The sequence below is a fragment of the Streptomyces sp. Act143 genome (assembly GCF_003143935.1).
Lineage (GTDB): Bacteria > Actinomycetota > Actinomycetes > Streptomycetales > Streptomycetaceae > Streptomyces.
The window spans coordinates 5104280-5129916 of the sequence record NZ_QFRX01000001.1 but is presented as its reverse complement, the minus strand read 5'-3'; the positions used below and the strand labels follow the sequence as shown (position 1 = coordinate 5129916).

24 protein-coding genes are annotated in these 25637 nt (G+C 72.2%); 9 read left to right on the top strand and 15 right to left on the bottom strand.

Features of this window, described 5'->3' with window-relative positions; genetic code table 11:
• Window positions 1-157: 157 nt before the first annotated feature.
• A complete protein-coding gene (locus DI272_RS23220; RefSeq protein ID WP_109497214.1) occupies window positions 158-1723 on the top strand; it encodes a protein kinase in 1566 nt (521 codons plus the stop codon).
• 125 nt (window positions 1724-1848) lie between these two features.
• Here the strand turns inward: DI272_RS23220 and DI272_RS23215 are convergent, their stop codons facing one another.
• The 3 genes from DI272_RS23215 to DI272_RS23205 all read right to left on the bottom strand — a co-directional run bounded on the left by DI272_RS23215 (window position 1849) and on the right by DI272_RS23205 (window position 4113).
• Window positions 1849-2865 (bottom strand): phosphotransferase, encoded by a 1017-nt coding sequence (locus DI272_RS23215; RefSeq protein ID WP_181387289.1) that lies wholly within the window; start codon window positions 2863-2865, stop codon window positions 1849-1851.
• A gap of 92 nt (window positions 2866-2957) precedes the next feature.
• Entirely contained in the window at window positions 2958-3380 is a 423-nt protein-coding gene (locus DI272_RS23210) for a pyridoxamine 5'-phosphate oxidase family protein (RefSeq protein WP_109497213.1), read from the bottom strand.
• A 67-nt stretch (window positions 3381-3447) separates the two neighbouring features.
• On the bottom strand, window positions 3448-4113 hold the full coding sequence (locus tag DI272_RS23205; protein ID WP_109497212.1) for a response regulator transcription factor: 666 nt from the start codon (window positions 4111-4113) through the stop codon (window positions 3448-3450).
• Window positions 4114-4459: 346 nt separating this feature from the next.
• Between DI272_RS23205 and pdhA (DI272_RS23200) the strand changes: the two genes are divergently transcribed.
• From pdhA (DI272_RS23200) to DI272_RS23190, 3 genes are read left to right on the top strand one after another with little or no spacing between them, the layout of a single operon-like run.
• Window positions 4460-5608, top strand: coding sequence for a pyruvate dehydrogenase (acetyl-transferring) E1 component subunit alpha (pdhA, locus tag DI272_RS23200; RefSeq protein ID WP_109497211.1), 1149 nt, complete (start codon window positions 4460-4462; stop codon window positions 5606-5608).
• A 1-nt stretch (window position 5609) separates the two neighbouring features.
• A complete protein-coding gene (locus DI272_RS23195; protein WP_109497210.1) occupies window positions 5610-6614 on the top strand; it encodes an alpha-ketoacid dehydrogenase subunit beta in 1005 nt (334 codons plus the stop codon).
• A gap of 10 nt (window positions 6615-6624) precedes the next feature.
• On the top strand, window positions 6625-8025 hold the full coding sequence (locus DI272_RS23190; RefSeq protein WP_109497209.1) for a dihydrolipoamide acetyltransferase family protein: 1401 nt from the start codon (window positions 6625-6627) through the stop codon (window positions 8023-8025).
• A 91-nt stretch (window positions 8026-8116) separates the two neighbouring features.
• Here the strand turns inward: DI272_RS23190 and DI272_RS23185 are convergent, their stop codons facing one another.
• Window positions 8117-8653: a bacterial proteasome activator family protein gene (locus DI272_RS23185; RefSeq protein WP_109497208.1), complete on the bottom strand. Its 537-nt coding sequence runs from the start codon at window positions 8651-8653 to the stop codon at window positions 8117-8119.
• Between the two features lie 86 nt (window positions 8654-8739).
• Window positions 8740-9291 carry a PadR family transcriptional regulator gene (locus DI272_RS23180; RefSeq protein WP_109497207.1) on the bottom strand — a complete coding sequence of 184 codons (552 nt, stop codon included), beginning with the start codon at window positions 9289-9291 and terminating at the stop codon, window positions 8740-8742.
• A 621-nt stretch (window positions 9292-9912) separates the two neighbouring features.
• Here DI272_RS23180 and DI272_RS23175 point away from each other — a divergent pair.
• Window positions 9913-10119 carry a hypothetical protein gene (locus DI272_RS23175; protein ID WP_109497206.1) on the top strand — a complete coding sequence of 69 codons (207 nt, stop codon included), beginning with the start codon at window positions 9913-9915 and terminating at the stop codon, window positions 10117-10119.
• Between the two features lie 239 nt (window positions 10120-10358).
• On the opposite strand, the gene DI272_RS23170 is transcribed toward DI272_RS23175, so the two are convergent.
• Window positions 10359-11348, bottom strand: a complete 990-nt coding sequence (locus tag DI272_RS23170) for an NAD(P)H-quinone oxidoreductase (protein ID WP_109497205.1) — start codon at window positions 11346-11348, stop codon at window positions 10359-10361.
• Between the two features lie 227 nt (window positions 11349-11575).
• Between DI272_RS23170 and DI272_RS23165 the strand changes: the two genes are divergently transcribed.
• Both DI272_RS23165 and DI272_RS23160 read left to right on the top strand, forming a co-directional pair.
• Complete coding sequence (locus DI272_RS23165) at window positions 11576-12580, top strand: ATP-binding cassette domain-containing protein (protein ID WP_109497204.1); 1005 nt, start codon at window positions 11576-11578, stop codon at window positions 12578-12580.
• A complete protein-coding gene (locus DI272_RS23160) occupies window positions 12577-13425 on the top strand; it encodes an ABC transporter permease (RefSeq protein ID WP_109497203.1) in 849 nt (282 codons plus the stop codon). Before DI272_RS23165 ends, DI272_RS23160 begins: the two co-directional genes overlap by 4 nt.
• 17 nt (window positions 13426-13442) lie before the next feature.
• Here DI272_RS23160 and DI272_RS23155 read toward each other — a convergent pair whose 3' ends face one another.
• The 6 genes from DI272_RS23155 to pdhA (DI272_RS23130) all read right to left on the bottom strand — a co-directional run bounded on the left by DI272_RS23155 (window position 13443) and on the right by pdhA (DI272_RS23130) (window position 20586).
• Window positions 13443-14540, bottom strand: coding sequence for a potassium channel family protein (locus tag DI272_RS23155; RefSeq protein ID WP_375138059.1), 1098 nt, complete (start codon window positions 14538-14540; stop codon window positions 13443-13445).
• Window positions 14537-15901 (bottom strand): molybdopterin molybdotransferase MoeA, encoded by a 1365-nt coding sequence (locus DI272_RS23150; protein WP_109497201.1) that lies wholly within the window; start codon window positions 15899-15901, stop codon window positions 14537-14539. Before DI272_RS23150 ends, DI272_RS23155 begins: the two co-directional genes overlap by 4 nt.
• Entirely contained in the window at window positions 15898-16833 is a 936-nt protein-coding gene (locus DI272_RS23145; protein WP_109497200.1) for an NTP transferase domain-containing protein, read from the bottom strand. Before DI272_RS23145 ends, DI272_RS23150 begins: the two co-directional genes overlap by 4 nt.
• A 230-nt stretch (window positions 16834-17063) precedes the next feature.
• On the bottom strand, window positions 17064-18455 hold the full coding sequence (locus tag DI272_RS23140) for a dihydrolipoamide acetyltransferase family protein (RefSeq protein WP_109497199.1): 1392 nt from the start codon (window positions 18453-18455) through the stop codon (window positions 17064-17066).
• Complete coding sequence (locus DI272_RS23135) at window positions 18455-19459, bottom strand: alpha-ketoacid dehydrogenase subunit beta (protein WP_109497198.1); 1005 nt, start codon at window positions 19457-19459, stop codon at window positions 18455-18457. Before DI272_RS23135 ends, DI272_RS23140 begins: the two co-directional genes overlap by 1 nt.
• The gene (pdhA, locus tag DI272_RS23130; protein ID WP_109497197.1) at window positions 19456-20586 is read right to left on the bottom strand and encodes a pyruvate dehydrogenase (acetyl-transferring) E1 component subunit alpha; all 1131 of its coding nucleotides are present in this window, start codon (window positions 20584-20586) and stop codon (window positions 19456-19458) included. The genes DI272_RS23135 and pdhA (DI272_RS23130) overlap by 4 nt, the downstream gene beginning before the upstream one ends.
• Before the next feature lie 190 nt (window positions 20587-20776).
• Here pdhA (DI272_RS23130) and DI272_RS23125 point away from each other — a divergent pair, with 190 nt between their 5' ends.
• On the top strand, window positions 20777-21262 hold the full coding sequence (locus DI272_RS23125) for an Lrp/AsnC family transcriptional regulator (protein WP_109497196.1): 486 nt from the start codon (window positions 20777-20779) through the stop codon (window positions 21260-21262).
• A gap of 20 nt (window positions 21263-21282) precedes the next feature.
• Here DI272_RS23125 and DI272_RS23120 read toward each other — a convergent pair whose 3' ends face one another.
• From DI272_RS23120 to DI272_RS23110, 3 genes are all read right to left on the bottom strand, one after another.
• Entirely contained in the window at window positions 21283-21579 is a 297-nt protein-coding gene (locus DI272_RS23120) for a hypothetical protein (protein WP_109497195.1), read from the bottom strand.
• 86 nt (window positions 21580-21665) lie between these two features.
• On the bottom strand, window positions 21666-22253 hold the full coding sequence (locus tag DI272_RS23115; RefSeq protein WP_109497194.1) for a TetR/AcrR family transcriptional regulator: 588 nt from the start codon (window positions 22251-22253) through the stop codon (window positions 21666-21668).
• Complete coding sequence (locus tag DI272_RS23110; protein WP_109497193.1) at window positions 22250-23767, bottom strand: 3-hydroxyacyl-CoA dehydrogenase; 1518 nt, start codon at window positions 23765-23767, stop codon at window positions 22250-22252. Before DI272_RS23110 ends, DI272_RS23115 begins: the two co-directional genes overlap by 4 nt.
• A 172-nt stretch (window positions 23768-23939) precedes the next feature.
• Here DI272_RS23110 and paaN point away from each other — a divergent pair, with 172 nt between their 5' ends.
• A complete protein-coding gene (gene paaN, locus DI272_RS23105) occupies window positions 23940-25634 on the top strand; it encodes a phenylacetic acid degradation protein PaaN (RefSeq protein ID WP_109497192.1) in 1695 nt (564 codons plus the stop codon).
• The last annotated feature ends 3 nt before the right edge of the window (window positions 25635-25637 follow it).

Sequence of the window (25637 nt, the reverse complement as noted above, 5' to 3'; positions counted from 1 at the left end):
TGCACGACAGCGCGTGCTACCGATTTGATGGCCGGTCCGTCTCGGACCGGTCCCCGGGCTCATCCCGGACCGGAGGCTTGCGCGGAGGCTGTAGCGTGGCCGACGGAGACCGTAACAACACCGCGCGCACCGCGGGCAGAAACGACGGCGAGGACTGATGGCACAGCAGCAGCGCGCTCAGGGCCCGTCCGACCCCGAGGCGACTGGCGGCGGAATGTCAGATGCGCCGGAGCTGTGGGGTAACGGCGGACTGGTCGGTGACGGCCGATATCGACTGACACGCAGACTCGGCCGCGGCGGCATGGCCGAGGTGTTCGCCGCCGAGGATGTACGGCTGGGCCGCACCGTCGCGGTCAAGCTGCTGCGCGCCGATCTCGCCGAGGACCCGGTCTCCAAGGCCCGCTTCACGCGCGAGGCCCAGTCGGTCGCCGGTCTCAACCACCACGCGATCGTCGCCGTGTACGACTCCGGCGAGGACTATGTGAACGGCCAGTCCGTTCCGTACATCGTCATGGAGATCGTCGAGGGGCGCACGATCCGCGACCTGCTGATCAACGCCGAGGCGCCGGGCCCGGAGCAGGCCCTGATCATCGTCTCCGGCGTCCTGGAGGCGCTCGCCTACTCGCACCAGCACGGCATCGTGCACCGCGACATCAAGCCCGCCAACGTCATCATCACCAACAACGGTGCCGTCAAGGTGATGGACTTCGGCATCGCCCGCGCCCTGCACGGCGCGCAGTCGACGATGACGCAGACCGGCATGGTCATGGGCACGCCCCAGTACCTGTCGCCGGAGCAGGCCCTCGGCAAGGCCGTCGACCACCGCTCCGACCTGTACGCGACGGGCTGCCTCCTCTACGAACTCCTGGCCCTGCGCCCGCCGTTCACGGGCGAGACCCCGCTGTCCGTCGTCTACCAGCACGTCCAGGACATCCCGACCCCGCCCTCCGAGGTCTCCGACGCCACGCCCCCGGAGCTCGACGGCCTGGTCATGCGCTCGCTCGCCAAGGAGCCGGACGACCGGTTCCAGACGGCCGAGGAGATGCGCGGGCTCGTCCAGTACGGGCTCCAGATGCTGTACGAGCAGGGCGGCCACACCGGCACCTGGAACACCGGCCCGGTCGCGGTGCACGAGGGCCGGCACACCCCGGCCGCGGGCTTCGCCAGCACCACCGTCATGGGCCACCCCGACGCGGGCGTCTCCGGTACGACCCAGATCCCGCAGCCGATCCTGCCGCAGGGCTACGGCGGCGGGGACGACGGCGGCTTCGAGGGGCACGGCAACCGGGGCAGCGGCCGCGGCAAGCTGTGGATCCTGGCCGTCCTCGCGGTGGTCGCGATCGCGGCGGGCGTCGCGCTGGCGCTGAACCGCGGCAACGGCGACGGCGGCGAGGGCGGCACCACGCAGTCGCCGACCACCTCGCAGACCAAGGACGACCAGACGGCCAGCGAGTCGCCGAGCGACGAGCCGACGGACGAAACCACCGAGGAGCAGACCGGCGACGGCACGAGCAGCGGCGGCTCCTCCTGGACCCCGTCGTCGCAGCCCTCGTACACGCCGTCGGCGACGCCTTCGGAGACGGCCACGGAGCCGACGGACGAGCCGACGACCACGGAGCCGACGAACCAGCCGAGCGACACCGCCCAGCCGTCCGACACCGCGCAGCCGACCGACACCACCGGCGGCGACACGGGCAACCCGGGTGGCGAAGAAGGCCCTTGAAGGACGGGCCTGCCGACGGGGGGCCTGTGACCTGACCTCCACGCGCGCGTGCGAACCGGAAACGGCCCGCACGCGCGCGTGCTGTTCCCGCGCTGCCTGCCCCGCACCTGTCGCCCCTCACTCCCTCAGCCCGCGAACGCGTCGCACACCGCCTCGTACTCCCGTGTCCACCACACCGCCAGCGCCGACGCCGCCGGGAACTGGGAGTCCGCGCGGGTGTCGCCGCGCTCGTAGTGCCAGCGCAGCATCCAGAAGTCGTTGAGCCGCTCCCACCACACGCGGTGCACGGCCGCCGCCAGCTCCGAGGGCGGGGCCCCGGCCGCCCGCCGGTACGCGCGCGCGTACGCCCGCACCTTCGGCAGGTCCAGCGTGCCCGCGGGCCGTACGAAGAAGATCGCGGCGGCGCGGACGGCCTCCTCCGCGCGGGGCTGCACGCCGAGCCGGTCCCAGTCGACGATCGCGGCGGGGGCGTCCCCCTTGTAGAGCAGGTTGAACGGGTGGAAGTCGCCGTGCACCCACCCCACGCACGCCCCGTTCGGGGGCCGCCGTTCGGCGTGCTGCTCCAGCAGGGCGCGCCGCTCCAGGAGGCGGTGGCGGGCCAGTTCGTCGAAGGTGTCGGCGGGGCGGTGCCGGCGCACGCGCGTGAGCAGGTCGTCGATGAGGGCGAAGGTGGCGGCGGGGTCGGCGCTGCGCACCGGGTGGGGGCTCGTGGACGGTCGGGTGCGCCCCTTGGGCGGCATCACGCGCTCCAGGGCGGCGTGCACGGCTCCCAGCAGCGCCCCCAGGCGTGCGCACTGCTCGGGCGCGAGCTGGCCGCCGTGGCGGTGCCTGCCGTCGATCCAGGGGTGCAGGGCGTAGGCATGGCCGCCGACCACGGCGACCGTGCGGCCGTCCCGGCCGGCCAGCGGCGGGGCCACGGGCACGCCCAGCTCGGCCAGGCGCTGGGTGGCGCGGTGCCGGCGTTCGATGGCGTCCGGGTCGGCGGTGTCGGGGTCGAAGTGGTGCTTGAGGAAGTAGCGGCCACGGGTCGTGCACAGCCGGTAGCCGCGGTTGAGCAGCCCTTGTTCGACGGGTTCGCAGGTGACGGCGGAGCCGGCGGCGTACTGGCTCAGGAGGGCGTTCAGCGGGGGCGCGTGGGGCATGGGGGGTGGTACACAAGGGCGCGGCACGCGCCAGATGCTAGGGCACCCGGGGACGCCGTGAGCTGGGCATTGTCACAGACAGTCGCAATCGATCACGGCATGTGCGCGAAGTGACTTTCCAGGGCTCCGCCGGTGGAGTGCACGGTCCCGAACTGCGGCTCGACGCGCAGGTAGACGGGTTCGTACGGCTCGCCGTCCACGACGCGGGGAGCCGGGCCGAACCGTTCGAGTTCGGCGGGCGTCGGATCGTGCCGCGTGCACGCGCCGACCACGTGCACGGACCACAGCCCCTCGCCCGACCGGGCCGAGCTCAGGTTGTCCGCGCCGTACGCGACGACATGGCCGATGCACGCCCGGTGGTACCCGACGCCCCTCGGCAGCCGCAGCAGCACCCGCCCGTCGACCACGATGTGCCGGGCGAAGGCGAGGAAGGGCAGCGCGCGCATGCTGGTGGCCACCCGGCCGTAGTCGGTGCGGGCGAGCAGGTCGACGGCGAGCTGTTCGTCGGAGGGCATGACACCAATGTCGGACGCGGGAGCGCCCCACGGGAGAGGTCTTTGGTCCTCAATGGCCCGAGGCCGGTCAGTGGCGCTGCTGTTCCGCCTGCATTCGCGCCACGTACGCCGCCGCCTGCGACCGCCGTTCCATACCGAGTTTGGAGAGCAGAGCGGACACGTAATTCTTGATCGTCTTCTCGGCGAGATGCAGCCGCTCGCCGATCGCGCGATTGGTGAGGCCCTCGCCGATCAGATCGAGGATCCTGCGCTCCTGCTCGGTGAGGTGCGCGAGCCTGTCGTCGCCCTTGGCGGTGCCGCCGTCCCGCAACCGCTCCAGCACGCGCGCGGTGGCCACCGGGTCCAGCAGCGACTTGCCGGCCGCGACGTCCCGCACGGCGGACAGCAGCTCGTTGCCCCGGATGGCCTTGAGGACGTATCCGGCGGCGCCCGCCATGATCGCCTCGAAGAGGGCCTCGTCATCGGCGAACGAGGTCAGCATGAGGCACTTGATGTCCTCGTTCTGCGACCGGATCTCCCGGCAGACCTCCACGCCGCTGCCGTCCGGAAGCCGCACGTCGAGCACCGCGACGTCGGGCCGGGTGGCCGGAATCCGCACCAGCGCGTCGGCCGCCGTACCGGCCTCGCCCACGACCTCGATGTCGTCCTCGACCGAGAGCAGCTCATGGACGCCCCGACGGACCACTTCATGGTCGTCGAGAAGAAATACGGTGATTTTTCCGTCTTCGCGCACGCAGCAAGTCAAACACAGAAAGTCTTCCGGTGACCTGGGTAGCCGGGATAACGTGCCGTTGCTCCGGCCTCCTGCGAGGCTGTGACCAGCGGCTGTACCCGATTCCGCGACCTAGTAGGAAATCCAAGCATCGACTTACTTGGAAATCCAAGCAAAATCCCAGGTCAGGAGGGGTTTCACAGAATTGTGCAGCACTGGGTAACGTGCCTTTTGCAGGGCGCTCGCCGGGGCACCTTGTCACGCCTGATACCGAATGGACCGCACCCACCCCGTGCGTCCGCGAGGCTTCAGGTGAGCCGTACTGGCACCCGGCGAACCCGGATGCCGGACCGACGGAGGAGCACCCGTGACCGTGGAGAGCACTGCCGCGCGCAAGCCGCGACGCAGCGCCGGGACCAAAAAGTCCCCGAGCACCGAGCCCGAACTGGTTCAGCTGCTGACGCCCGAGGGCAAGCGCGTCAAGAACGCCGCATACGACAAGTACGTCGCCGGCATCACCCCCGAAGAGCTCCGCGGTCTGTACCGCGACATGGTGCTCACCCGCCGCTTCGACGCCGAGGCCACCTCCCTGCAGCGCCAGGGCGAGCTGGGCCTGTGGGCGTCGCTGCTCGGCCAGGAGGCCGCCCAGATCGGCTCCGGCCGGGCCACCCGCGAGGACGACTACGTCTTCCCGACCTACCGCGAGCACGGCGTCGCCTGGTGCCGCGGCGTCCCGCCGGAGAACCTGCTGGGCATGTTCCGCGGCGTGAACAACGGCGGCTGGGACCCCAACAGCAACAACTTCCAGCTCTACACGATCGTCATCGGCTCCCAGACGCTGCACGCCACCGGCTACGCGATGGGCATCGCCAAGGACGGCGCCGACGCCGCCGTCATCGCGTACTTCGGCGACGGCGCCTCCAGCCAGGGTGACGTGGCCGAGTCCTTCACCTTCTCCGCGGTCTACAACGCCCCGGTCGTGTTCTTCTGCCAGAACAACCAGTGGGCGATCTCCGAGCCCACCGAGAAGCAGACCCGCGTCCCGCTCTACCAGCGCGCCCAGGGCTTCGGCTTCCCCGGCGTCCGCGTGGACGGCAACGACGTGCTGGCCTGCCTCGCGGTGACGAAGTGGGCACTGGAGCGCGCCCGCGCCGGCGAGGGCCCCACCCTGGTCGAGGCGTTCACCTACCGCATGGGCGCCCACACCACCTCCGACGACCCGACCCGCTACCGCGGTGACGAGGAGCGGCAGGCCTGGGAGGCCAAGGACCCGATCCTGCGCCTTCGCCGGTACCTGGAGGCCTCAAACCACACGGACGACGGATTCTTCGCGGAACTCGAGGCCGAGAGCGAGGCGTTGGGCAAGCGAGTGCGCGAGGCGGTCCGTGCCATGCCCGACCCGGACCACTTCGCCATCTTCGAGCACGCGTATGCGGACGGGCATGCGCTGGTCGACGAGGAGCGAGCCCAGTTCGCCGCCTACCAGGCGTCGTTCGCTGACGGAGAGGGGGCCTGACATGGCGGCCGAAACCACCAAGACGGTGACATCCAAGAGCATGGCTCTGGCCAAGGCGATCAACGAGTCGCTGCGCCACGCCCTGGAGTCCGACCCCAAGGTCCTGGTCATGGGCGAGGACGTCGGCAAGCTCGGCGGCGTCTTCCGCGTGACGGACGGCCTGCAGAAGGACTTCGGCGAGAGCCGCGTCATCGACACCCCGCTCGCCGAGTCCGGCATCGTCGGCACCGCGATCGGCCTCGCGCTGCGCGGCTACCGCCCGGTGGTGGAGATCCAGTTCGACGGCTTCGTCTTCCCGGCCTACGACCAGATCGTCACCCAGCTCGCGAAGATGCACGCCCGCTCGCTGGGCAAGGTCAAGCTCCCGGTCGTCATCCGCATCCCCTACGGCGGCGGCATCGGCGCGGTCGAGCATCACTCGGAGTCGCCGGAGGCGCTCTTCGCGCACGTGGCGGGCCTGAAGATCGTCTCGCCGTCCAACGCGTCCGACGCCTACTGGATGATGCAGCAGGCCATCCAGAGCGACGACCCGGTGATCTTCTTCGAGCCCAAGCGCCGCTACTGGGACAAGGGCGAGGTCACCACCGACGCCATCCCCGGCCCGCTGCACAAGGCGCAGACGGTCCGTGAGGGCACGGACCTGACGCTGGTGGCGTACGGCCCGATGGTGAAGACCTGCCTGGAGGTCGCGGCCGCCGCGGCCGAGGAGGGCAAGTCGCTGGAGGTCCTGGACCTGCGCTCGGTGTCCCCGCTGGACTTCGACGCGATCCAGACCTCGGTGGAGAAGACCCGCCGCCTGGTCGTGGTCCATGAGGCGCCGGTGTTCTTCGGCTCCGGCGCGGAGATCGCCGCCCGGATCACGGAGCGCTGCTTCTACCACCTGGAGGCCCCGGTGCTCCGGGTCGGCGGCTACCACGCCCCGTACCCGCCGGCCCGCCTGGAGGAGGAGTACCTGCCGGGCCTGGACCGGGTGCTCGACGCCGTCGACCGTGCCCTGGCGTACTGAGGAGAGGGGCATGACGACGATGACTGAAGCGTCCGTGCGCGAGTTCAAGATGCCCGACGTGGGCGAGGGACTCACCGAGGCCGAGATCCTCAAGTGGTACGTGCAGCCCGGTGACAAGGTCACCGACGGCCAGGTGGTGTGCGAGGTCGAGACCGCCAAGGCGGCCGTCGAACTGCCCATCCCCTACGACGGTGTCGTCCGCGCACTCCACTTCCCCGAGGGCACCACGGTCGACGTGGGCACCTCGATCATCGCGGTGGACGTCTCGGGAGGGGCCCCGGCTCCGGCTCCTGAAACGACCCCCGAGGCCGCGGAGGCCCCCGAACCCGAGAAGCAGCCCGAGGGACGGCAGCCCGTCCTCGTCGGCTACGGCGTCGCCGCGTCCTCGACCAAGCGCCGCCCCCGCAAGGGCCCCCAGATCCCGGTCCAGGAGGCCTCGACGGCCGTCCAGGCCGAGCTCAACGGTCACGCGGCCGCCGCACCCGCCGCCCCCGCCGTCAAGGAGCGCCCGCTGGCCAAGCCGCCGGTGCGCAAGCTGGCGAAGGACCTGGGCGTCGACCTCGCCACGGTCACCCCGACCGGCCCCGACGGCATCATCACGCGCGAGGACGTCCACGCGGCGGCGGCCCCGGCCGCCGAGCCGGCGGTCGTCGAGGCGCCGGCCCCCGTCCAGGCCCCCGCGCCCGCCCCGGTCGCGACGTACGACACCGCGCGGGAGACCCGCATCCCGGTCAAGGGCGTCCGCAAGGCGACGGCGGCGGCGATGGTCGGCTCGGCGTTCACGGCGCCGCATGTCACGGAGTTCGTGACGGTCGACGTCACGCGCACCATGAAGCTGGTCGAGGAGCTCAAGCAGGACAAGGACATGCAGGGGCTGCGGGTCAACCCGCTGCTGCTGATCGCCAAGGCCCTGCTGGTCGCGATCAAGCGCAACCCCGAGGTCAACGCGTCCTGGGACGAGGCCAACCAGGAGATCGTGCTCAAGCACTACGTGAACCTGGGCATCGCCGCGGCCACCCCGCGCGGCCTGATCGTCCCGAACATCAAGGACGCCCACGCCAAGACGCTGCCGCAACTGGCCGAGTCGCTCGGCGAGCTGGTGGCCACCGCGCGGGAGGGCAAGACCTCCCCGGCCGCGATGCAGGGCGGCACCGTGACGATCACCAACGTCGGCGTCTTCGGCGTCGACACCGGTACGCCCATCCTCAACCCCGGCGAGTCCGCGATCCTCGCGGTCGGCGCGATCAAGCTCCAGCCGTGGGTCCACAAGGGCAAGGTGAAGCCGCGTCAGGTGACGACCCTGGCTCTGAGCTTCGACCACCGCCTGGTCGACGGCGAACTGGGCTCCAAGGTCCTCGCCGACGTGGCGGCGATCCTGGAGCAGCCCAAGCGGCTGATCACCTGGGCGTGAGACATGAGAGAAGGGGCCGGCGTCCGCGGACGCCGGCCCCTTCTCGTCACGTGTCTACGTGCCTTCTCTACGTGTCTACGTGCCTTCGGTCCTAGAGGTACGGCCCGCCGGAGCGTCCGCCCGGGTGTCCGTCCTCGCCGTCGTGGCCCACGCCCGGCGGCAGCGCCCGACGCATCTGCTCCAACTGGGCCCGCGCGGCCATCTGCTGGGCGAACAGCGTGGTCTGGATGCCGTGGAAGAGGCCCTCCAGCCAGCCGACCAGCTGAGCCTGCGCGATCCGCAGTTCGGCGTCGCTCGGGGTCGCCCCGTCCGTGAACGGCAGGGAGAGCCGCTCCAGCTCCTCGACCAGCTCCGGCGCCAGGCCGTCCTCCAGCTCCTTGACGGAGCTGCGATGGATCTCCTTCAGCCGGGCGCGGCTGGCCTCGTCGAGAGGAGCCGCGCGCACCTCCTCCAGCAGCTGCTTGATCATGCTGCCGATCCGCATGACCTTGGCGGGCTGCTCCACCATCTCCGTCACCGGAAGCTCGCGGGAGTCCTCGTCCCCGGTGCCGCCGAGCGCCATCCCGTCCTGGCCCACGACCAGGATCTGCGGCTGTTCGGACGACCGTTCGTTCCTCGGCATCTCCATGCCGCCATTCTCTCGCACCCCTACACCTCACCATTGGGGTGCCCCCGGTGGAGGGTGATCCACCGTTTACGGTGCGGGGGATCGCGTCAGCTGTCCGGATTCGGGGCTTGTGTCATCCGCAGCAGCCGGGCCTCACAGTGCTCCAGCCACCGGAGCTCGGCCTCCGTGTGGCAGACCTGCTGCTCCAGCACCAGCAGCCGCGCCACCTCGTCCGGATGCCCGGGCGCCCGCGCCAGCGCCTCCGCACGGGCCCGGACGTGCTCGTGCAGCGCCCGGGACACATGCCGTCGCTGGACCTCGACGACCGCCCGGACGTCGGCTCCGGGCACGCCGACCGCCATCACCAGCTTGATGGCCAGCTCGTCGCGCGGCGGGTTCCCTCGATCCACCGGCCGCGTGAACCAGGCCCGCACCTCGGCGCGGCCCGCCTCCGTCAGGCCGTACAGCATCCGCCCGGCCTCGTCCGCCCCCTCCTGCCTCACCATGCCGTCCCGCTCCAGACGGCCGAGGGTGGTATAGACCTGCCCGATGTTCAGCGGCCAGGTCCCGCCCGTGCGCGCCTCGAACTCGGAGCGCAGCCGCGAGCCGTAGCGGGGGCCGCGTTCCAGGAGCGCCAGCAGTCCGTGCCGTATCGACATACCCGGATTGTGCAGCCGGTTGGGCCCGGCGGCGGTACCCGTAATGCCGGAATCGCGGAGCGATGTGACGCTGGTCCTGTGACGCGATGGCTGCGCACCGTGCGCACTACGGGACTCCTGATCGCCCTGGCGACGGGCGGGACGGTGGCGACGGCGCCACCGGGTGGGGTGGTGGTGACGCCGGATGGGGCGGTGCAAGGGCGGGAACAGAAACAAGGGTGGGGCCACGGGCCGGGACGGGAGCAGGGGCCGGGGCAGAGCCGGGAGCGGTCAGGGCGGTCGGGGCCGGGCGGTGCGGCGACCTCCGTGGGCGTGCCCGACGGCGCTGCCGCCACCCTCGTACCGGATGTCTCTCGCGATACGGCCGCGCCGGTGGCGTCCGCCGCACCCCCGCGGGCGGGACAGCCGGCCGTTCCCGGCGTCGGGCCGTCCCGGGCCGGGAGCAGCGCGGGTGAGGGGCGGGAACGTCCAGGGCGGCGGGAGGAGCCCGAGGCCGACGTCGATGCGGACGCGGATGTCGATACCGGTACGGATGCGGACGCCGGGCGTCAGGAGTCCGAAGTCAGGGGTGAGGGAACGGCGGACTCGGCGGCGCCGGGCGAAGGCGTCGGGGATGACGGCGTGCGGGACGAGGAGGCAGGGCGGGCGACCGACGGTGCCGGCACCGCCGTGCCCGAGGCATCGCCGCGGCCGGTCGGGCAGGCCGTCGGCCAGGCCGAGCGCCCCACCGAGCCCGTCCTGCGAATCCTGCCGCTCGGCAGCGGGCTGGTACTGATCGGGCTCGGCCTGGGGCTCGCCCTGCTCGGGGTGCGCCTGCGCCGCGGCTGACGGCCGCCTCGCCCGGCTGAGGGCCACCCCCACCCGGCTGAGGGCGGGGAGCCCATCAGCGGGCGGCGGGACGGCCCGTCAGCGCGGGAGGCCGAGCGGCACGTGAGCGCAGGGCGGGACGGCCTGCCAGCGCAGGGCAGGGCGGCCCGGCAGTTGCGACGCAATGCGGCCCGGCCACGCGACGCACAAGGCCCGGCACCGCGGCGCAAGGCGGCCCGGCACCGCGGCGCAGGTCCAGGTCAGTTCTGCCCGTCCACGATCAGCAGCACCTTGCCCACGTGCCCGCTCTCCTCCACCACCCGGTGGGCGGCTGGCGCATCGCTCATCGGGAGTTCGCGGTCGACGACCGGGCGGACGTGGCCGCCGTCGAGCAGGGGCCAGACGTGTTCGCGTACGGCCGCCACGATCGCCGTCTTCTCGGTCAGCGGACGCGCCCGCAGGGTGGTCGCGCTGATGGCCGCACGCTTGCCGAGCAGCGCGCCGATGTTCAGCTCGCCCTTGGTCCCGCCCTGGAGGCCGATGATCGCGAGACGGCCGTTGACCGCGAGGGCCTGGACGTTGCGGTCCAGATACTTCGCGCCCATGTTGTCGAGGATGACGTCCGCCCCCGCACCGTCCGTGGCCGCCTTGACCTCGGCCACGAAGTCCTGCTCCTTGTAGTTGATCAGGATGTCGGCGCCGAGCCGCGCACAGTGCTCCAGCTTCTCCTTGGTGCCCGCGGTGACGGCGACCTTCGCGCCCACGGCCTTCGCGAGCTGGATCGCCATCGTGCCGATGCCGCTGGAGCCGCCGTGCACCAGCACCGTCTCGCCGGGGCGGAGGTGGGCGATCATGAAGACGTTCGACCAGACCGTGCAGGCCACCTCGGGCAGCGCGGCGGCGTGCTTCAGGTCGACCCCCTTGGGCACGGGCAGCAGCTGGCCCGCCGGGACGACGACCTTCTCGGCGTACCCGCCGCCGGACAGCAGCGCGCACACCTCGTCGCCGACGGCCCAGCCGGACACGCCGGTGCCGAGCGCGGCGACGCGGCCGGAGCACTCCAGGCCGGGGTACGGGGAGGCGCCGGGCGGCGGGTCGTAGAAGCCCTGCCGTTGCATGATGTCGGCCCGGTTGACGGCGCTGGCCACCACCTCGACCAGCACCTCGCCCTCGCCGGGCACCGGATCGGGGACCTCGCTCCACACCAGCGCCTCGGGTCCACCAGGTTCGGGAATCGTGATCGCACGCATGGAGGCGACGCTACTCCTCGCCCCCGGGCTGCGGCCTGGTGCACCCGCGCCTCGTCCCACCTGGTCGGATCGGCCGCCACCGGCGGCGACGGCCGCCCTCCCCGAAAACCCCGGTGCGCCGCCGATGAGTTTGCGCGACCGTAAAGGTCTCCCCATGCGTAGCCCAAGCACGTTCAAGACCACAGCGCCTGATCGGCCGACCACAGCACGCGGAAGGACACCCCACCATGAGCCAGCACACCTCCGGCCTGGCCATCGAGACGGCCGGACTGGTGAAGACGTTCGGCGAGACCCGGGCCGTCGACGGCGTCGACCTCGCCGTCCCGGCCGGCACGGTCTACGGCGTCCTCGGTCCGAACGGCGCCGGCAAGACGACCACCGTGAAGATGCTCGCCACCCTGCTCCGCCCCGACGGCGGCGAGGCCCATGTCTTCGGCCACGACGTCGTCCGCGAGGCCGATGAGGTGCGCGGCCGAGTGAGCCTCACCGGCCAGTACGCCTCCGTCGACGAGGACCTCACCGGGATCGAGAACCTGGTCCTGCTCGGCCGTCTCCTCGGCCACCACAAGAAGGCCGCCCGGGTGCGGGCCGGACAGCTCCTGGAGGCCTTCGGGCTGACGGACGCGGCCGGAAAGCAGGTCAAGCACTACTCGGGCGGCATGCGGCGCCGTATCGACATCGCCGCCTCCATCCTCAACACCCCCGACCTGCTCTTCCTCGACGAGCCGACGACCGGGCTCGACCCGCGCAGCCGCAACCAGGTGTGGGACATCGTGCGCGCGGTCGTCGCCCAGGGCACCACCGTGCTGCTGACCACGCAGTATCTGGACGAGGCCGACCAGCTGGCGTCCCGGATCGCCGTCATCGACCGCGGCCGGGTGATCGCCGAGGGGACCAAGGGCGAGCTGAAGGCGTCCGTCGGGGCCGGGTCCGTGCATCTGCGGCTGCGCGATCCGGCGCAGCGGCCGGAGGCGGAGCGGGTGCTGAGGCTCGCGCTCGACACGGACGTACAGCTGGAGCCCGATCCGGTGGCGCTCACCGCCCGTCTCGCGGGCGTGAGCGGCGACTCGGCGGCCGAGCAGGCCTCCCGCGCGCTCGCCGAACTGGCCCGCACCGGCATCACCGTCGACAACTTCTCGCTGGGCCAGCCCAGCCTGGACGAGGTGTTCCTCGCCCTCACCGGACACGACACCCACGAAGCCCCCGACGCGAAGGAAGAGGCGGCGGCATGAGCACCGCGACCACCACCGAGGCCAAGGACCTCGCCCCCGTCAGCGCCGAGTCGCTGGCCGCCCTGCTGGTCGCCGGGGAGCGGCCGCCGCGCCCCGGGGCGCTCTCGGCCTCCCTCACCTTCGGCTGGCGGGCGATCCTGAAGATCAAGCACGTGCCCGAGCAGCTCTTCGACGTCACCGCGTTCCCGATCATGATGGTGCTGATGTACACATACCTGTTCGGGGGTGCCCTGGCCGGCTCCCCGAAGGAGTACATCCAGTTCCTGCTGCCGGGCATCCTGGTGATGTCGGTCGTGATGATCACGATGTACACGGGCGTGTCCGTGAACACCGACATCGAGAAGGGCGTCTTCGACCGGTTCCGGTCGCTGCCCATCTGGCGGCCGTCGACGATGGTCGGCTATCTGCTCGGCGACGCCCTGCGTTACACGATCGCGTCGGTCGTAATGCTCGTCGTCGGCATGATCATCGGCTACCGCCCGGACGGCGGGATGGGCGGGGTGGCCGCCGGGATCGTGCTGCTGGTGGTGTTTTCGTTCGCGTTCTCGTGGATCTGGACCATGTTCGGGCTGCTGCTGCGCACGGAGAAGTCGGTGATGGGCGTCAGCATGATGGTGATCTTCCCGCTGACCTTCCTGTCCAACGTCTTCGTCGATCCGCGCACGATGCCCGGCTGGCTCCAGGCGTTCGTCAACAACAGCCCCATCACGCATCTGTCCTCGGCCGTCCGCGCGTTGATGGCGGGCGACTGGCCGGCCGACGAGATCGCCTGGTCGCTGGGGTGGGCGGGCCTGTTCGTGCTGGTCTTCGGCCCGATCACGATGCGGCTCTACAACCGCAAGTAGACCCCGAAGAACCGGCCTCAGTCCTGCGGCAGCGGCCTGACGTCGGGCGCCACCTGGGTGCCCGGCGTCATCCGCACGATGGTGATCAGCCGGTCGGTCAGCTCCAGCGCCCCCAGGTTCGGGTCGTCGTAGCCGAGCACCCGATGACCTCGTACGACACTCACCACCAGGTCCTCGACCTCCCGCGGATTACGGCCCACCTCGGCCTTTATGACCGGGCGTTCGACGATGTCGAGCCCGCTGCCCTGCTGGATGAGGTCCTCCATCACCATGCCTGCGGCGGGGCTCAGCACCGACAGGCCGAGGAGCCGTCCGGCCGCGCTCGCGCTGGTGATGACGGCGTCGGCACCGGACTGCTTCAGCAGCGGCGCGTTCTCCTCCTCCCGCACCGCGGCCACGATCTTGGCGCCCTTGTTGAGCTGCCGTGCGGTGAGGGTGACGAGGACGGCGGTGTCGTCCCGCTGCGTCGCGATGATGATCTTCCGCGCCTTGTGCACCTCGGCCCGCTTGAGCACATCGCTGCGCGTCGCGTCCCCGATGACCCCCGCGAACCCTTCGGCGGTCGCGGCGTCGATCACCTTGGAGCTGGGGTCGACCACGACCACCTGCTCTTTCTTCAGCCCCGTCGCACAGACGGTCTGGATCGCCGACCGCCCCTTGGTCCCGAAGCCGACGACGACGGTGTGGTCTCGCAACGTGGACCTCCAGCGGTTGAGCCGCCATTCCTCCCGGGTGCGTTCGGTGAGGACTTCGAGCGTGGTGCCGACCAGGATGATCAGGAACAGCACGCGCAGGGGCGTGATGACGAAGATGTTGGTGAGCCGGGCCGCGTCGCTGACCGGGGTGATGTCGCCGTAGCCGGTGGTGGAGAGCGTGACGGTCGCGTAGTACCAGGCGTCGAGGAAGTCGACCGAGCCGTCGGAGTTGTCGTTGTAACCGTCGTGGTCGAACCACACGAGCAGCGCGGTCGCCGAGAGCACCAGCAACGCCATCAGGACCCGCTTGGCGACCTGCCGGAACGGGTGCTCCACCACCTTGCGCGGGAGTTTCACCCGGTGGGTCACGAGGTGCTCGTCCGCCTGGCGGGCGATCGCGTCATGGCCCGGAAGTTTCACGTGAAACACACCCCGATTCCGGCGGATGCCCAGGGCAGGTCGAGGAGTTCGAGCTCCTGGGCCGAGCGGGCACCCCCGGGCGGTACGACGGCCAGGGCGTCGGCCGCCGCGATGCCGCGCAGCATGGCCGGGCCGTTGTAGTGCAGCGGAGCGGCACTGTCGCCGCGCAGGACGACGGGGATGAGCCGGGTGTCGTGCGGATGGCCGTGCACCTCGTCGCGCAGGGGCAGGGTGTACGGCTCCGGGGCGGGGCGGGCGGCGAGGGTCCGCAGCACCGGCTCGGCGAGCGTGAGCAGCCCGGAGACGGCGGCGAGAGGGTTGCCGGGCAGGCCGACCAGGTGCTGGTTCTCCTTGACGCGGGCCAGCAGCATCGGGTGACCGGGGCGCACTTTGACGCCGTCCACGAGGAGTTCGGCGCCGATGCGCCGGAGGGTGGGGTGCACATGGTCGACGGGGCCGGCGGCGGTCCCGCCCGTGGTGACGATCAGGTCGGCGTCCGAGCCGGTGATCGCCTTGTGCAGGGCCTCGGCGTCGTCGCCGAGCGGGCGTACGGCGATGACCTCGGCGCCGAGTGCGCGCAGCCAGGGCGGCAGCATCGGGCCGAGCGCGTCCCGGATCAGGCCCTCGCGCGGCAGGCCCTCGGTGAGCAACTCGTCGCCGAGGACGAGGACTTCGGCGCGGGGGCGGGGGACCGCGGTGAGCGTGTCGTACCCGGCGGCCGCGGCGAGCCCGAGGACCGCCGGGGTCACGAGGGTGCCGACGGGCAGGAGTTGGTCGCCGGTGCGGCACTCCTGACCGCGCGGGCGGATGTCCTGGCCGTGCTTGGTGTCGCGGGTGGCGTGCAGACGGCCCTGGGCGTCGGCGCGGCCGTGCTCGCTGCGCAGGACCGCGGTGGTGTCCGGGGGGATGCGCGCGCCGGTGGCGATCCGGACGGCCTCGCCGTCGCTGAGCGGCCGGTGCTCGGCGTGCCCGGCCAGGACACCCTCGTCGCGCACGTCCCACGGGCCGGGTCCGGCAACTGCCCAGCCGTCCATCGCGGAGGTGTCGAAGGAGGGCAGGTCGGTGAGGGCGGTGAGGGGGGCGGCGAGGGTGAGGCCGAGGGCGGCGTCGAGGGGAACGGAGACAGGGGCGCGACGGGCGGCGCGGGCGGTGGAACGCGCGGCACGTTCGGCGATCGCGCGGGCCTCGGGCCAGGGGGTGGCGCGGTGGTGGGCGTCGGACTTGCCGGCTGCCCGGTCGGTGGACCGGGGCGGCGGGGCCGCGTGCGGGTGGCCGGTGTCGTGTGCGGTCTCGTTCACGAGGGCGAGCACCTCCTCGACGTCCAGGTCCTCGGCGTCGGCGGCATCCGGACGGGCGGTCATCCGGCGTCCGTACCGGGCTGGGCGCCGGAGTCGCCGGCGGCCCCGGCGTCGGCCGGCTTGGCGTCGGACGCGTCCTCGTCGGGCCAGGCGAGGGCGAGGGCGGTCGCCTTGCGGGCGGCCTCGGCGACCGCCTCGGGGCCTCCCCCGGCCTGCGCGGCGGCGTAGCCGACGAGGAAGGTGGTCAGCGGCGCCCCGGGCCTGGCCACGTTGTGGGCGGCGTCGCGGGCGAGGTCGAGCAGGACGCCGGTGTCGACGTCGAGTTCGATGCCCAGCTCGTCCTTGACTGCGGAGATCCATTCATCCAGCACGGGTCCATGCTCCCTGATACGTGCCCTGGCGGCGGCGATGTCGTCCCAGGTGTCGCAGTCGAAGGACGCGACGGGGTCCGGGACACGGGTGAGGTGGAGGCCTGCGGTGAGCCTGCGCAGGGGCAGCCCGGTGAGGCCGTGGTGTTCCTCGGCGAGCGTGGTCAGCTCGCGGCGCAGCGCGGAGGCGCGGTACGCGGCCACGAGGGGCTGGTCGCGGCCGTCGGCGTCGGTGAGCAGCGCCCCGTCGGTGCCGGCCGCGCGGAGGGCGGTCAGCAGTCGGCGGACGGTGTCCGTCGTGAGGAAGGGCAGGTCGGCGGAGAGGACGACGACGTCCGGCGCCGCCGTGGGGCTCAGCCCGGCGCCGAGCGCGGCGACCGGGCCGCCGCCGGGAGGGTCCTCGCGCGCCCAGGTGACGGGCCGTGCGGTGGGCCGGGGGTCGGCGACGACGACGGTGGTGCGGGCGTCGGCGCAGGCCGTCAGGACGCGTTCCAGCAGCGCACGGCCGCCCACGCGCACGCCGGGCTTGTCCGCGCCGCCGAGCCGCCGCGCGGCACCCCCGGCGAGCACGACGGCGTCGTACACGACGTCGGCACCGGCGGCGCCCGCGGGCTCGTACGAGGTCACCCTCCGAGTATGGGGGGCGCCGCGATCACAGGGAACGCGTGGGGGGTTCCGCAATCACAGGGAGCACAGCGGCACCGCCACGATCAGCGTGGACGCAACGGCACGGTCGCGATCACCGTGCGCGCAACGGTGCCGCCACGATCACTCTGTGCGCAACGGCATCACCGCGACCCCAGAGAAAACGTCTGGGCAGCGCCGCGATCGCGAAGAACGCGTGGGCGGCGCCACGATCACAGTGTCCGCAGCAGCACCGCCGGTTGTTCGACGCAGTCGGCCACGTACCGCAGGAAGCCGCCCGCCGTGCCGCCGTCGCAGACGCGGTGGTCGAAGGTGAGCGACAGCTGGACGACCTGCCGCACCGCCAGCTCGCCCTCGTGCACCCACGGCTTGGGGACGATGCGGCCCACGCCCAGCATGGCGGCCTCGGGGTGGTTGATGATCGGCGTGGAGCCGTCGACGCCGAAGACGCCGTAGTTGTTCAACGTGAAGGTCCCGCCGGTCAGTTCCCCAGGAGTCAGGGTGCCGGTGCGGGCGGCCTCGGTGAGCCGGGCGAACTCCGCGGTCAGCGACTCAGCGTCCCGCGCGTGTGCGTCGCGTACGACCGGTACGACGAGGCCACGCGGGGTCTGGGCGGCGAAGCCGAGGTGCACCTGGTCGAGCTGGACGACCTCCCTGGCCGCCATGTCGACCGTGGAGTTGAGCTCGGGGTGGCGGGCGAGGGCCGCCGTGCAGATGCGGGCCAGCAGGGCGAGGAGGGAGATCTTCGGCCCACCGGCGGCGTTCATCGCGGCCCGCGCGCGCATGAGTTCGGTCGCGTCGGCGTCCACCCAGCAGGTGGCGTCGGGAATCTCGCGCCGGCTGCGGGAGAGCTTGTCGGCGACGGCACCGCGGAGTCCCTTGAGGGGGGTGCGGATGCCTCCGGCGGCGGGGCCGGTGAGCACCGGGGCGGGCGTCGGCTCCGGAACGGCGGCCGGCGCGGCGACGGGGCCTGCCTGGGCGGGAGCGGCGGCGCGTCCTTGGGCCGTGGCGGCCCGCAGCGCGTACTCCACGTCCGCCCGCAGGATCAGTCCGTCGGGGCCGGAGCCGGTCAGCTCCCGCAGATCTAGGCCGTTCTCGCGGGCGAGCCGACGCACGAGGGGCGAGATGACCGGCACGGGTCCTTCGGCCACTTCACGCGCGACGGGCATCTCACGCGCGCCCGTGCCGTTCGCGGTGCCCGTGCCGTTCGCCGCGCCCCCGGCCGGCGTGGCCGTCGGCTGCGCCGGACGGACCCTTCGGCGCCGGGCCGGGGCCTCCGAAGTGCCGTACCCCACCAGGACGTTCCCGGAGCCCTCGGTCTTGCCGCCGCTGTCCTCGGCGGTCCCGACGGCGGCGGGCGCCCCCACCGCGACGGTGATCAGCGGCGCCCCCACGGGCAGTTCCGTGCCCTCCTCGCCGAAGCGGGCGGTGACGACACCGCCGTAGGGGCAGGGCACCTCGACCATCGCCTTGGCGGTCTCGACCTCGACGACCGGCTGGTCGACGGCGACGACGTCACCGACCTGCACCAGCCAGCGCACGATCTCCGCCTCGGTGAGCCCCTCCCCGAGGTCGGGGAGCTTGAACTCCAGCACCTGTGCCATCAGCTCTCGGCCTCCCACTGCAGACGCCCCACGGCGTCCAGGATCCGGTCCACGCCGGGCAGGTGATGACGCTCCAGCATCGGCGGCGGGTAGGGAATGTCGAACCCGGCCACGCGCAGCACCGGCGCCTCCAGATGATGGAAGCAGCGCTCCGTGACACGGGCCGCGATCTCTCCGCCCGGGCCGCCGAACCCGCCCGACTCGTGTACGACGACCGCCCGCCCGGTCCGCCGTACCGAGGCGCAGACCGTCTCGTCGTCGAACGGCACCAGCGAGCGCAGGTCGACGACCTCCAGGTCCCACCCCTCGGCCCGGGCCGCCTCGGCGGCTTCGAGGCAGACGGGTACGGACGGACCGTACGTGATGAGCGTGGCGCTCCGGCCCGAGCGCCGCACCACCGCGCGGCCGATCGGTTCAACGGCCGTCGGCTCCTCCGGGTTCCAGGAGTCCTTCGACCAGTACAGGCGCTTGGGTTCGAGGAGGACGACCGGGTCGTCGGAGGCGATCGCGGCGCGCAGCAGGCCGTAGGCGTCGGCGACGGTGGCGGGCGTGACGACATGGAGCCCCGGGGTCGCCAGGTAGTACGCCTCGGAGGAGTCGCTGTGGTGCTCGACGCCGCCGATGCCGCCGCCGTAGGGGACGCGGATGGTGATCGGCAGGGGCATGGCACCGCGCGTGCGGTTGCGCATACGGGCGACATGGCTGACGAGCTGCTCGAACGCGGGGTAGGCGAACGCGTCGAACTGCATCTCCACGACCGGCCTGAGCCCGTACATCGCCATGCCGACGGCCGTGCCGAGGATGCCGGCCTCGGCGAGCGGGGTGTCGGTGCAGCGGTCCTCGCCGAACTCCTTGGCGAGCCCGTCGGTGACGCGGAAGACGCCGCCGAGGGTGCCGACGTCCTCGCCCAGGACGTGGACGGTGGGGTCGGCGGCCATCGCGTCGCGCATCGCGCGCGTGAGGGCCTGCGCCATGGTGGCGGGCTTCACCGCGACGGTGGTCATGGAGTCTCCCCCTCTGCTTCCAGCTCGGCCTGCAACTGGGCCCGCTGCTCCCGCAGTTGCGGGGTGGGTTCGGCGTAGACGTGGGCGAACAGGTCCATGGGGTCGAGGACCGGGTCCTGGTTCATGCGCTCGCGCAGGTCGGCGGCCATGGTCTCGGCGGCGTCGCGGGCCGCCTGGATTCCGGCGTCGTCGAGGAGTCCGCGCTCGGTCAGCTCGTGCTCCAGGAGGGCGATCGGGTCGTGCCGGCGCCAGGTCTCGACCTCGGCGTCGCCGCGGTAGCGGGTCGCGTCGTCGGCGTTGGTGTGGGCCTCCACGCGGTACGTGATGGCCTCGACGAGGGTGGGGCCGCCGCCCGCACGCGCGCGCCGTACGGCGTCGGCGAGCACCTCGTGCACGGCGGCCGCGTCGTTGCCGTCGACGAGCCGGCCGGGCATGCCGTAGCCGACGGCCTTGTGGGCCAGCGACGGGGCCGCGGTCTGCTTGGCGAGCGGGACGGAGATGGCGAAGCCGTTGTTCTGGACGAGGAAGACGACCGGTGCCTGCCAGACGGCGGCGAAGTTCAGCGCCTCGTGGAAGTCGCCCTCGCTGGTGCCGCCGTCGCCGACCATGGCGAGCGCGACCACGTCGTCGCCCTTGAGGCGGGCGGCGTGGGCGAGGCCGACGGCGTGCGGGAGCTGGGTGGCGAGCGGGGTGCACAGCGGCGCGACCCGGTGCTCGTGCGGGTCGTAGCCGGTGTGCCAGTCGCCGCGCAGCAGGGTCAGCGCCTGGACGGGGTCGAGGCCCCGGGCGACGGCGGCGAGGGTGTCGCGGTAGCTGGGGAAGAGCCAGTCACGGTCTTCCAGCACCAGGGCGGCGGCGACCTCACAGGCCTCCTGCCCGGTGCTGGAGGGGTAGACGGCGAGGCGGCCCTGCTTGGTGAGGGCGGTCGCCTGCGCGTTGTACCGACGACCGCGCACCAGCTCGGCGTAGAGGCGGCGCAGCAGGCCCGGGTCGGCCTTCGCCGCCGCGTCCGTGCCGAGGACGCGGTACGGCTCCGCGTCGGGCAGCAGCGGCGCGGGGTCGGTACGGGGCTGCCAGGCGGGCGGCGGCGATGGCCGGTACCCGTCCCGCTGCTCCATGACCGTCATGACGGCACCTCCTCGTGGGAGCGGCTTCAGACGCGTCACGGGTTGTGATGCGCCTCACCTACCGATTGTTCGGTCGTCGGCACATTTTGGCTACAGGCACCCTCAGGCTGTGGACAAACGGTTCTCCACAGCCTCCAATGAACGCAGTACGTCCATGGTAGGGAGGCGGGGGGACATGGCACCTGAACAAATGGCCGAAAGTCCGGAGGGCGGCGTCCCCCTCCCGCCCCCGCGCCCCCTGGACGCCATCGATCAGGACATCCTGCAGATGCTCCAGGTCGACGGCCGCGCCTCGATAAGGTCCGTCGCCGAACGCGTCCACGTCTCCCGCGCCAACGCCTACGCGCGTATCAACCGCCTCATCGAGGACGGCGTCATCCGCGGCTTCGGCGCCCGCGTCGACCACGAACGCGCGGGCCAGGGCACCTCGGCCTACATCACCCTGAAAATCGTCCAGAACTCCTGGCGCACGGTCCGCGAACAGCTCCGCCAGCTCCCCGGCGCCTCCCACATCGCCCTGGTGGGCGGCGACTTCGACGTCCTGCTGCTGGTGCACACCCCGGACAACAGATCCCTGCGCGAGCTGGTCCTCACCCGCCTCCAGGCGATCCCGGAGGTACTGAGCACGCGGACGCTGCTGGTGTTCGAGGAGGAGGACCTGGAGCCGCAGGGCTGAGCGGCCTCGGCAACCGCCGGTCAGGACGAGGGCGACGCCGTGATCGCGAGCATCAGCCACAGCATCGGCAGCAGCGCGAGGACGAGCCCGGCGCCGGCCGCCGTCATGCGCGTCGGGCGCAGGGCCCGGCGGTGCGGCAGGGCCCAGGCGAACGCCAGGAGACCGCACGCCCAGTACAGGACGCCCCCGAAGGCGCCGGTCTCGTGGTGGGACGCGAACCAGCGGTACTCCAGGGCGAGGCACGGCAGGCCGGGCAGGGAGGCGACGAGGGGCGCCCGCCACCAGGTGCGGTGATGATGAGCAGCGGTCCGGATCATGCGCCCCACCTCATCAGCGGCGGGGCGGGCGCGGCATCGGGCGCCGTACTCATCCCTCACGCGCGCGGGTGCTCAGGCGCCCCGCCTCAGGCCCTGCGCAGCCCCCCGAACACCAACTGCGCCACCGCGTCCGCCACGTCCCGCTCGTTCATCCCGCGTCCGTCCGGCCGGTACCACTCCACGATGGAGTTGATCATCCCGAAGACGAGCCGGGTCGCCAGCCGGACCTCCACATCGCCCCGCACGTCCCCGTCCGCGGCCGCCGCCTTGAGCAGCTCGGCGACCCGGTGGTCGAAGTCGCGGCGCCGCTCCAGGGCCCAGCGTTCGGTGCCCGTGTTGCCGCGCACGCGCAGCAGCAGGGTGACGTAGGGGAGTTCGGCGATGAGCACCTCCACCATGCGCCGGACCACGTACTCCAGGCGCTCGACGGCCTGCCCCACGCGCGCGTGCTCCTCGTCGAGGATGCCGAACAAACCGTCCAGTGCGCGGCTGACGGCCCTGCGCAGCAGCTCCTCCTTGCCCGCCACGTGGTGGTAGATCGAGGACTTGGAGATGCCGGCCGCCTTGGAGAGGTGCTCCATGGAGGTGCCGTCGTAGCCGCGCTCGTTGAAGACCTGGACGGCGACGGACAGCAGCGTCTCGGGGGTGTACGTGTCGCGCTTGGCGGTGGTCATGAGGTGCTGCCCTCCCGCTTGTCGGTGGCGTACGCGTGGCGGTACAGCGCGAGGGACGGCGCGTAGCGGCCGGAGGGGTCGCGCAGGTGCAGGTCGTCGAGGAGCGCGTACGCCCAGTTGCGGCCGAGCCTGCGGCTCCACTCGAAGGGACCCAGCGGGTAGTTGACCCCGAGACGCATCGCCGTGTCGATGTCCTCCTCGGTCGCCACCCCCTTGGCGACGGCGTCGTGCGCGAGGTCGACGATGCGGGCGACCGTGCGGGCGACGATCATGCCGGGGACGTCGCCGATGACGCTGACGTCCTTGCCGAGCGCCTGGAAGAGGCCGATGGCCTCGGCGAGGGTCTGCGGGGCGGTGTCCTGGGAGGCCGACAGGGCGATGCGGGTGGCGCGGCGGTAGTCGAGGGCGAGGTCGAAATAGACCACGTCCCGGAACTCCACCGACGTCTGCCCGTCGGCGAGCGCCAGCTGGCCGCCGCTCGGCAGCACCAGCCGCGTGCCGTGGTCCTCCTCGTCCTCGCGGACCTGGATGCCCGCCTCGCGGATCAGGGCGAGCAGCTCGGACGCGGGGCCCAAGTCGCCCTCGGCGGTGACGTAGGCGGGCGCCTGGGCCGGTTCGGCGGTGTGCGGCTCGGAGCGCTCGGCGCCGTCGCCGTACTCGTACCAGCCGTGCCCGCTCTTGCGGCCGAGGCGGCCCGACTCGACCAGGCGGCGCTGGGCGAGGGAGGGGGTGAAGCGGACGTCCTGGAAGAAGGACTGCCAGACGGAGTGCGTGACGGACTCGTTGACGTCCTGCCCGATGAGGTCGGTCAGCTCGAACGCGCCCATCCGGAAGCCGCCCGACTCGCGCAGGACCGCGTCGATGGTGGCGGGGTCGGCGCCCTGGGCCTCGTAGACCGCGAACGCCTCGGCGTAGAAGGGCCGGGCGATGCGGTTGACGATGAAGCCGGGGGTGTCGGCGCAGGCGACCGGCGTCTTGCCCCACGCGCGGGCCGTCTCGTACGCGCGCGTGGCCGAGGTGACGTCGGTGGCGAACCCGGAGACGACCTCGACGAGCGGCAGCAGCGGGGCGGGGTTGAAGAAGTGCAGGCCCACCAGACGGCCGGGGTTGCGCAGGGCGCCGCCGATCGCCGTGACCGACAGGGAGGAGGTGTTGGTGGCCAGCAGACAGTCCTCGCCGACCACGTCCTCCAGCGCGCGGAACAGCTCCTGCTTGACGTCCAGCCGCTCCAGCACGGCCTCGACCACCAGCGAGCAGTCGGCGAGGTCGGCGAGCGTGCCGGCGGCCGTCAGACGCGCGCGTGCCGCGTCGCGGCCGGCGGCGGTGAGACGGTCCTTCTCGACGAGCCGGTCGAGGCGGGCGCCGATCGCGTCGGCCGCGTCCTGGGCGCGCCCGGGGGCGCTGTCGTACAGCCGTACGGGATGGCCGGCGACCAACGCGACCTGGGCGATGCCCTGGCCCATGGTGCCGGTGCCGACGACGGCCACGGGGCTGCTGAGGTCGAGTGCTGTCATGTGCGCGATCCTCCCGCACGGGGTTTTCCACAGATGCGGCGGACCCCCTTGTCCCGACCGATCGTTCGGTTACTCTAACCCTGACTGGCCGTTCCTGCCCATGGTTTCGACCATGGTCCCGCCCAGGTCATGAGCTCGACGAAGAGTTCTGAAGACGAGGAGTTGGTCCCGCATGGCCGCCGAACTGACCGCCCACGAGCTGATCGCCAAGCACCGGCCCACTCTCGACCAGGCGCTGGAAGCGATCCGCACGCGCGCGTACTGGTCCCCGCACCCCGAGCACCCGAAGGCCTACGGCGAGAACGGCAGTCTGGACGCGGCGGCGGGCAAGGCGGCCTTCGACGCCCTCCTCGGCGCCCGCCTCGACCTCGGCCAGCCCGGCACGGACGGCTGGGTCTCCGGCGAGGTGTCCCCGTACGGCCCGGAGCTGGGCGTCGAGTACCCGCACGCGGACGTGGACGTGCTGCTGCCCGCCATGAAGGCGGGCCAGAAGGCCTGGCGGGAGGCGGGCGCGGAGATCCGCGCGGTGGTCTGCCTGGAGATCCTCAAGCGCATCAGCGACCGGACGCACGAGTTCGCGCACGCGGTCATGCACACCTCCGGCCAGGCCTTCATGATGGCGTTCCAGGCGGGCGGCCCGCACGCGCAGGACCGCGGTCTGGAGGCGGTGGCGTACGCGTACGTGGAGCAGGTCCGCACCCCCGACACCGCGGAGTGGACCAAGCCGCAGGGCAAGCGCGACCCGCTCGCCCTGACCAAGCAGTTCACCCCGGTCCCGCGGGGCATCGCCCTGATGATCGGCTGCAACACCTTCCCGACGTGGAACGGCTACCCGGGCCTGTTCGCCTCCCTCGCCACCGGCAACGCGGTCCTGGTCAAGCCGCACCCGCGCGCGGTGCTGCCGCTCGCGCTCACCGTCAAGGTGGCGCGCGAGGTCCTCGGAGCGGCCGGCTTCGACCCGAACCTGGTCGCGCTCGCCGCCGAGCGCCCCGGTGAGGGCATCGCCAAGACCCTCGCCACCCGCCCGGAGATCCGGATCATCGACTACACCGGCTCCACGGCGTTCGGCGACTGGCTGGAGGCCAACGCCCGCCAGGCGCAGGTCTACACGGAGAAGGCCGGCGTCAACACGGTCCTGGTCGACTCCACGGCGAACTACAAGGGCATGCTCTCCAACCTGGCCTTCTCGCTGTCCCTGTACAGCGGCCAGATGTGCACCACCCCGCAGAACCTCCTCGTCCCCCGCGACGGCATCCGCACCGACGAGGGTCCCAGGACCTTCGACGAGGTCGTCGCCGACCTGGCTCGCGCGGTCGACGGCCTGCTCGGCGACGACGCCCGGGCGAACGCCCTGCTCGGCGCGATCGTCAACCCGGACGTCAAGGCCCGCCTGGAGGCCGCGGCCGGGCTCGGCGAAGTCGCCCTCGCCTCCCGGGAGATCGCCAACCCGGAGTTCCCGGACGCGGTCGTGCGCACGCCGGTCATCGTCAAGCTCGACGGCGCCAAGCCGGACGACGAGGCCGCCTACATGAGCGAGTGCTTCGGCCCCGTCTCCTTCGCCGTCGCGGTCGACTCGGCGGCGGACGCGATCGAGCTGCTGCGGCGCACGATCCGCGAGAAGGGCGCGATGACGGTCGGGGCGTACACGACCGACGACGAGGTCGAGCGGGCGGTCCAGGAGGTCTGCTTCGACGAGGCGGCGCAGCTGTCGCTGAACCTCACCGGCGGGGTGTACGTCAACCAGACGGCCGCGTTCTCCGACTTCCACGGCTCGGGCGGCAACCCGGCGGCGAACGCCGCCCTGTGCGACGGCGCGTTCGTGGCGAACCGCTTCCGGGTGGTCGAGGTGCGCCGCGAGGCCCAGTAGGCC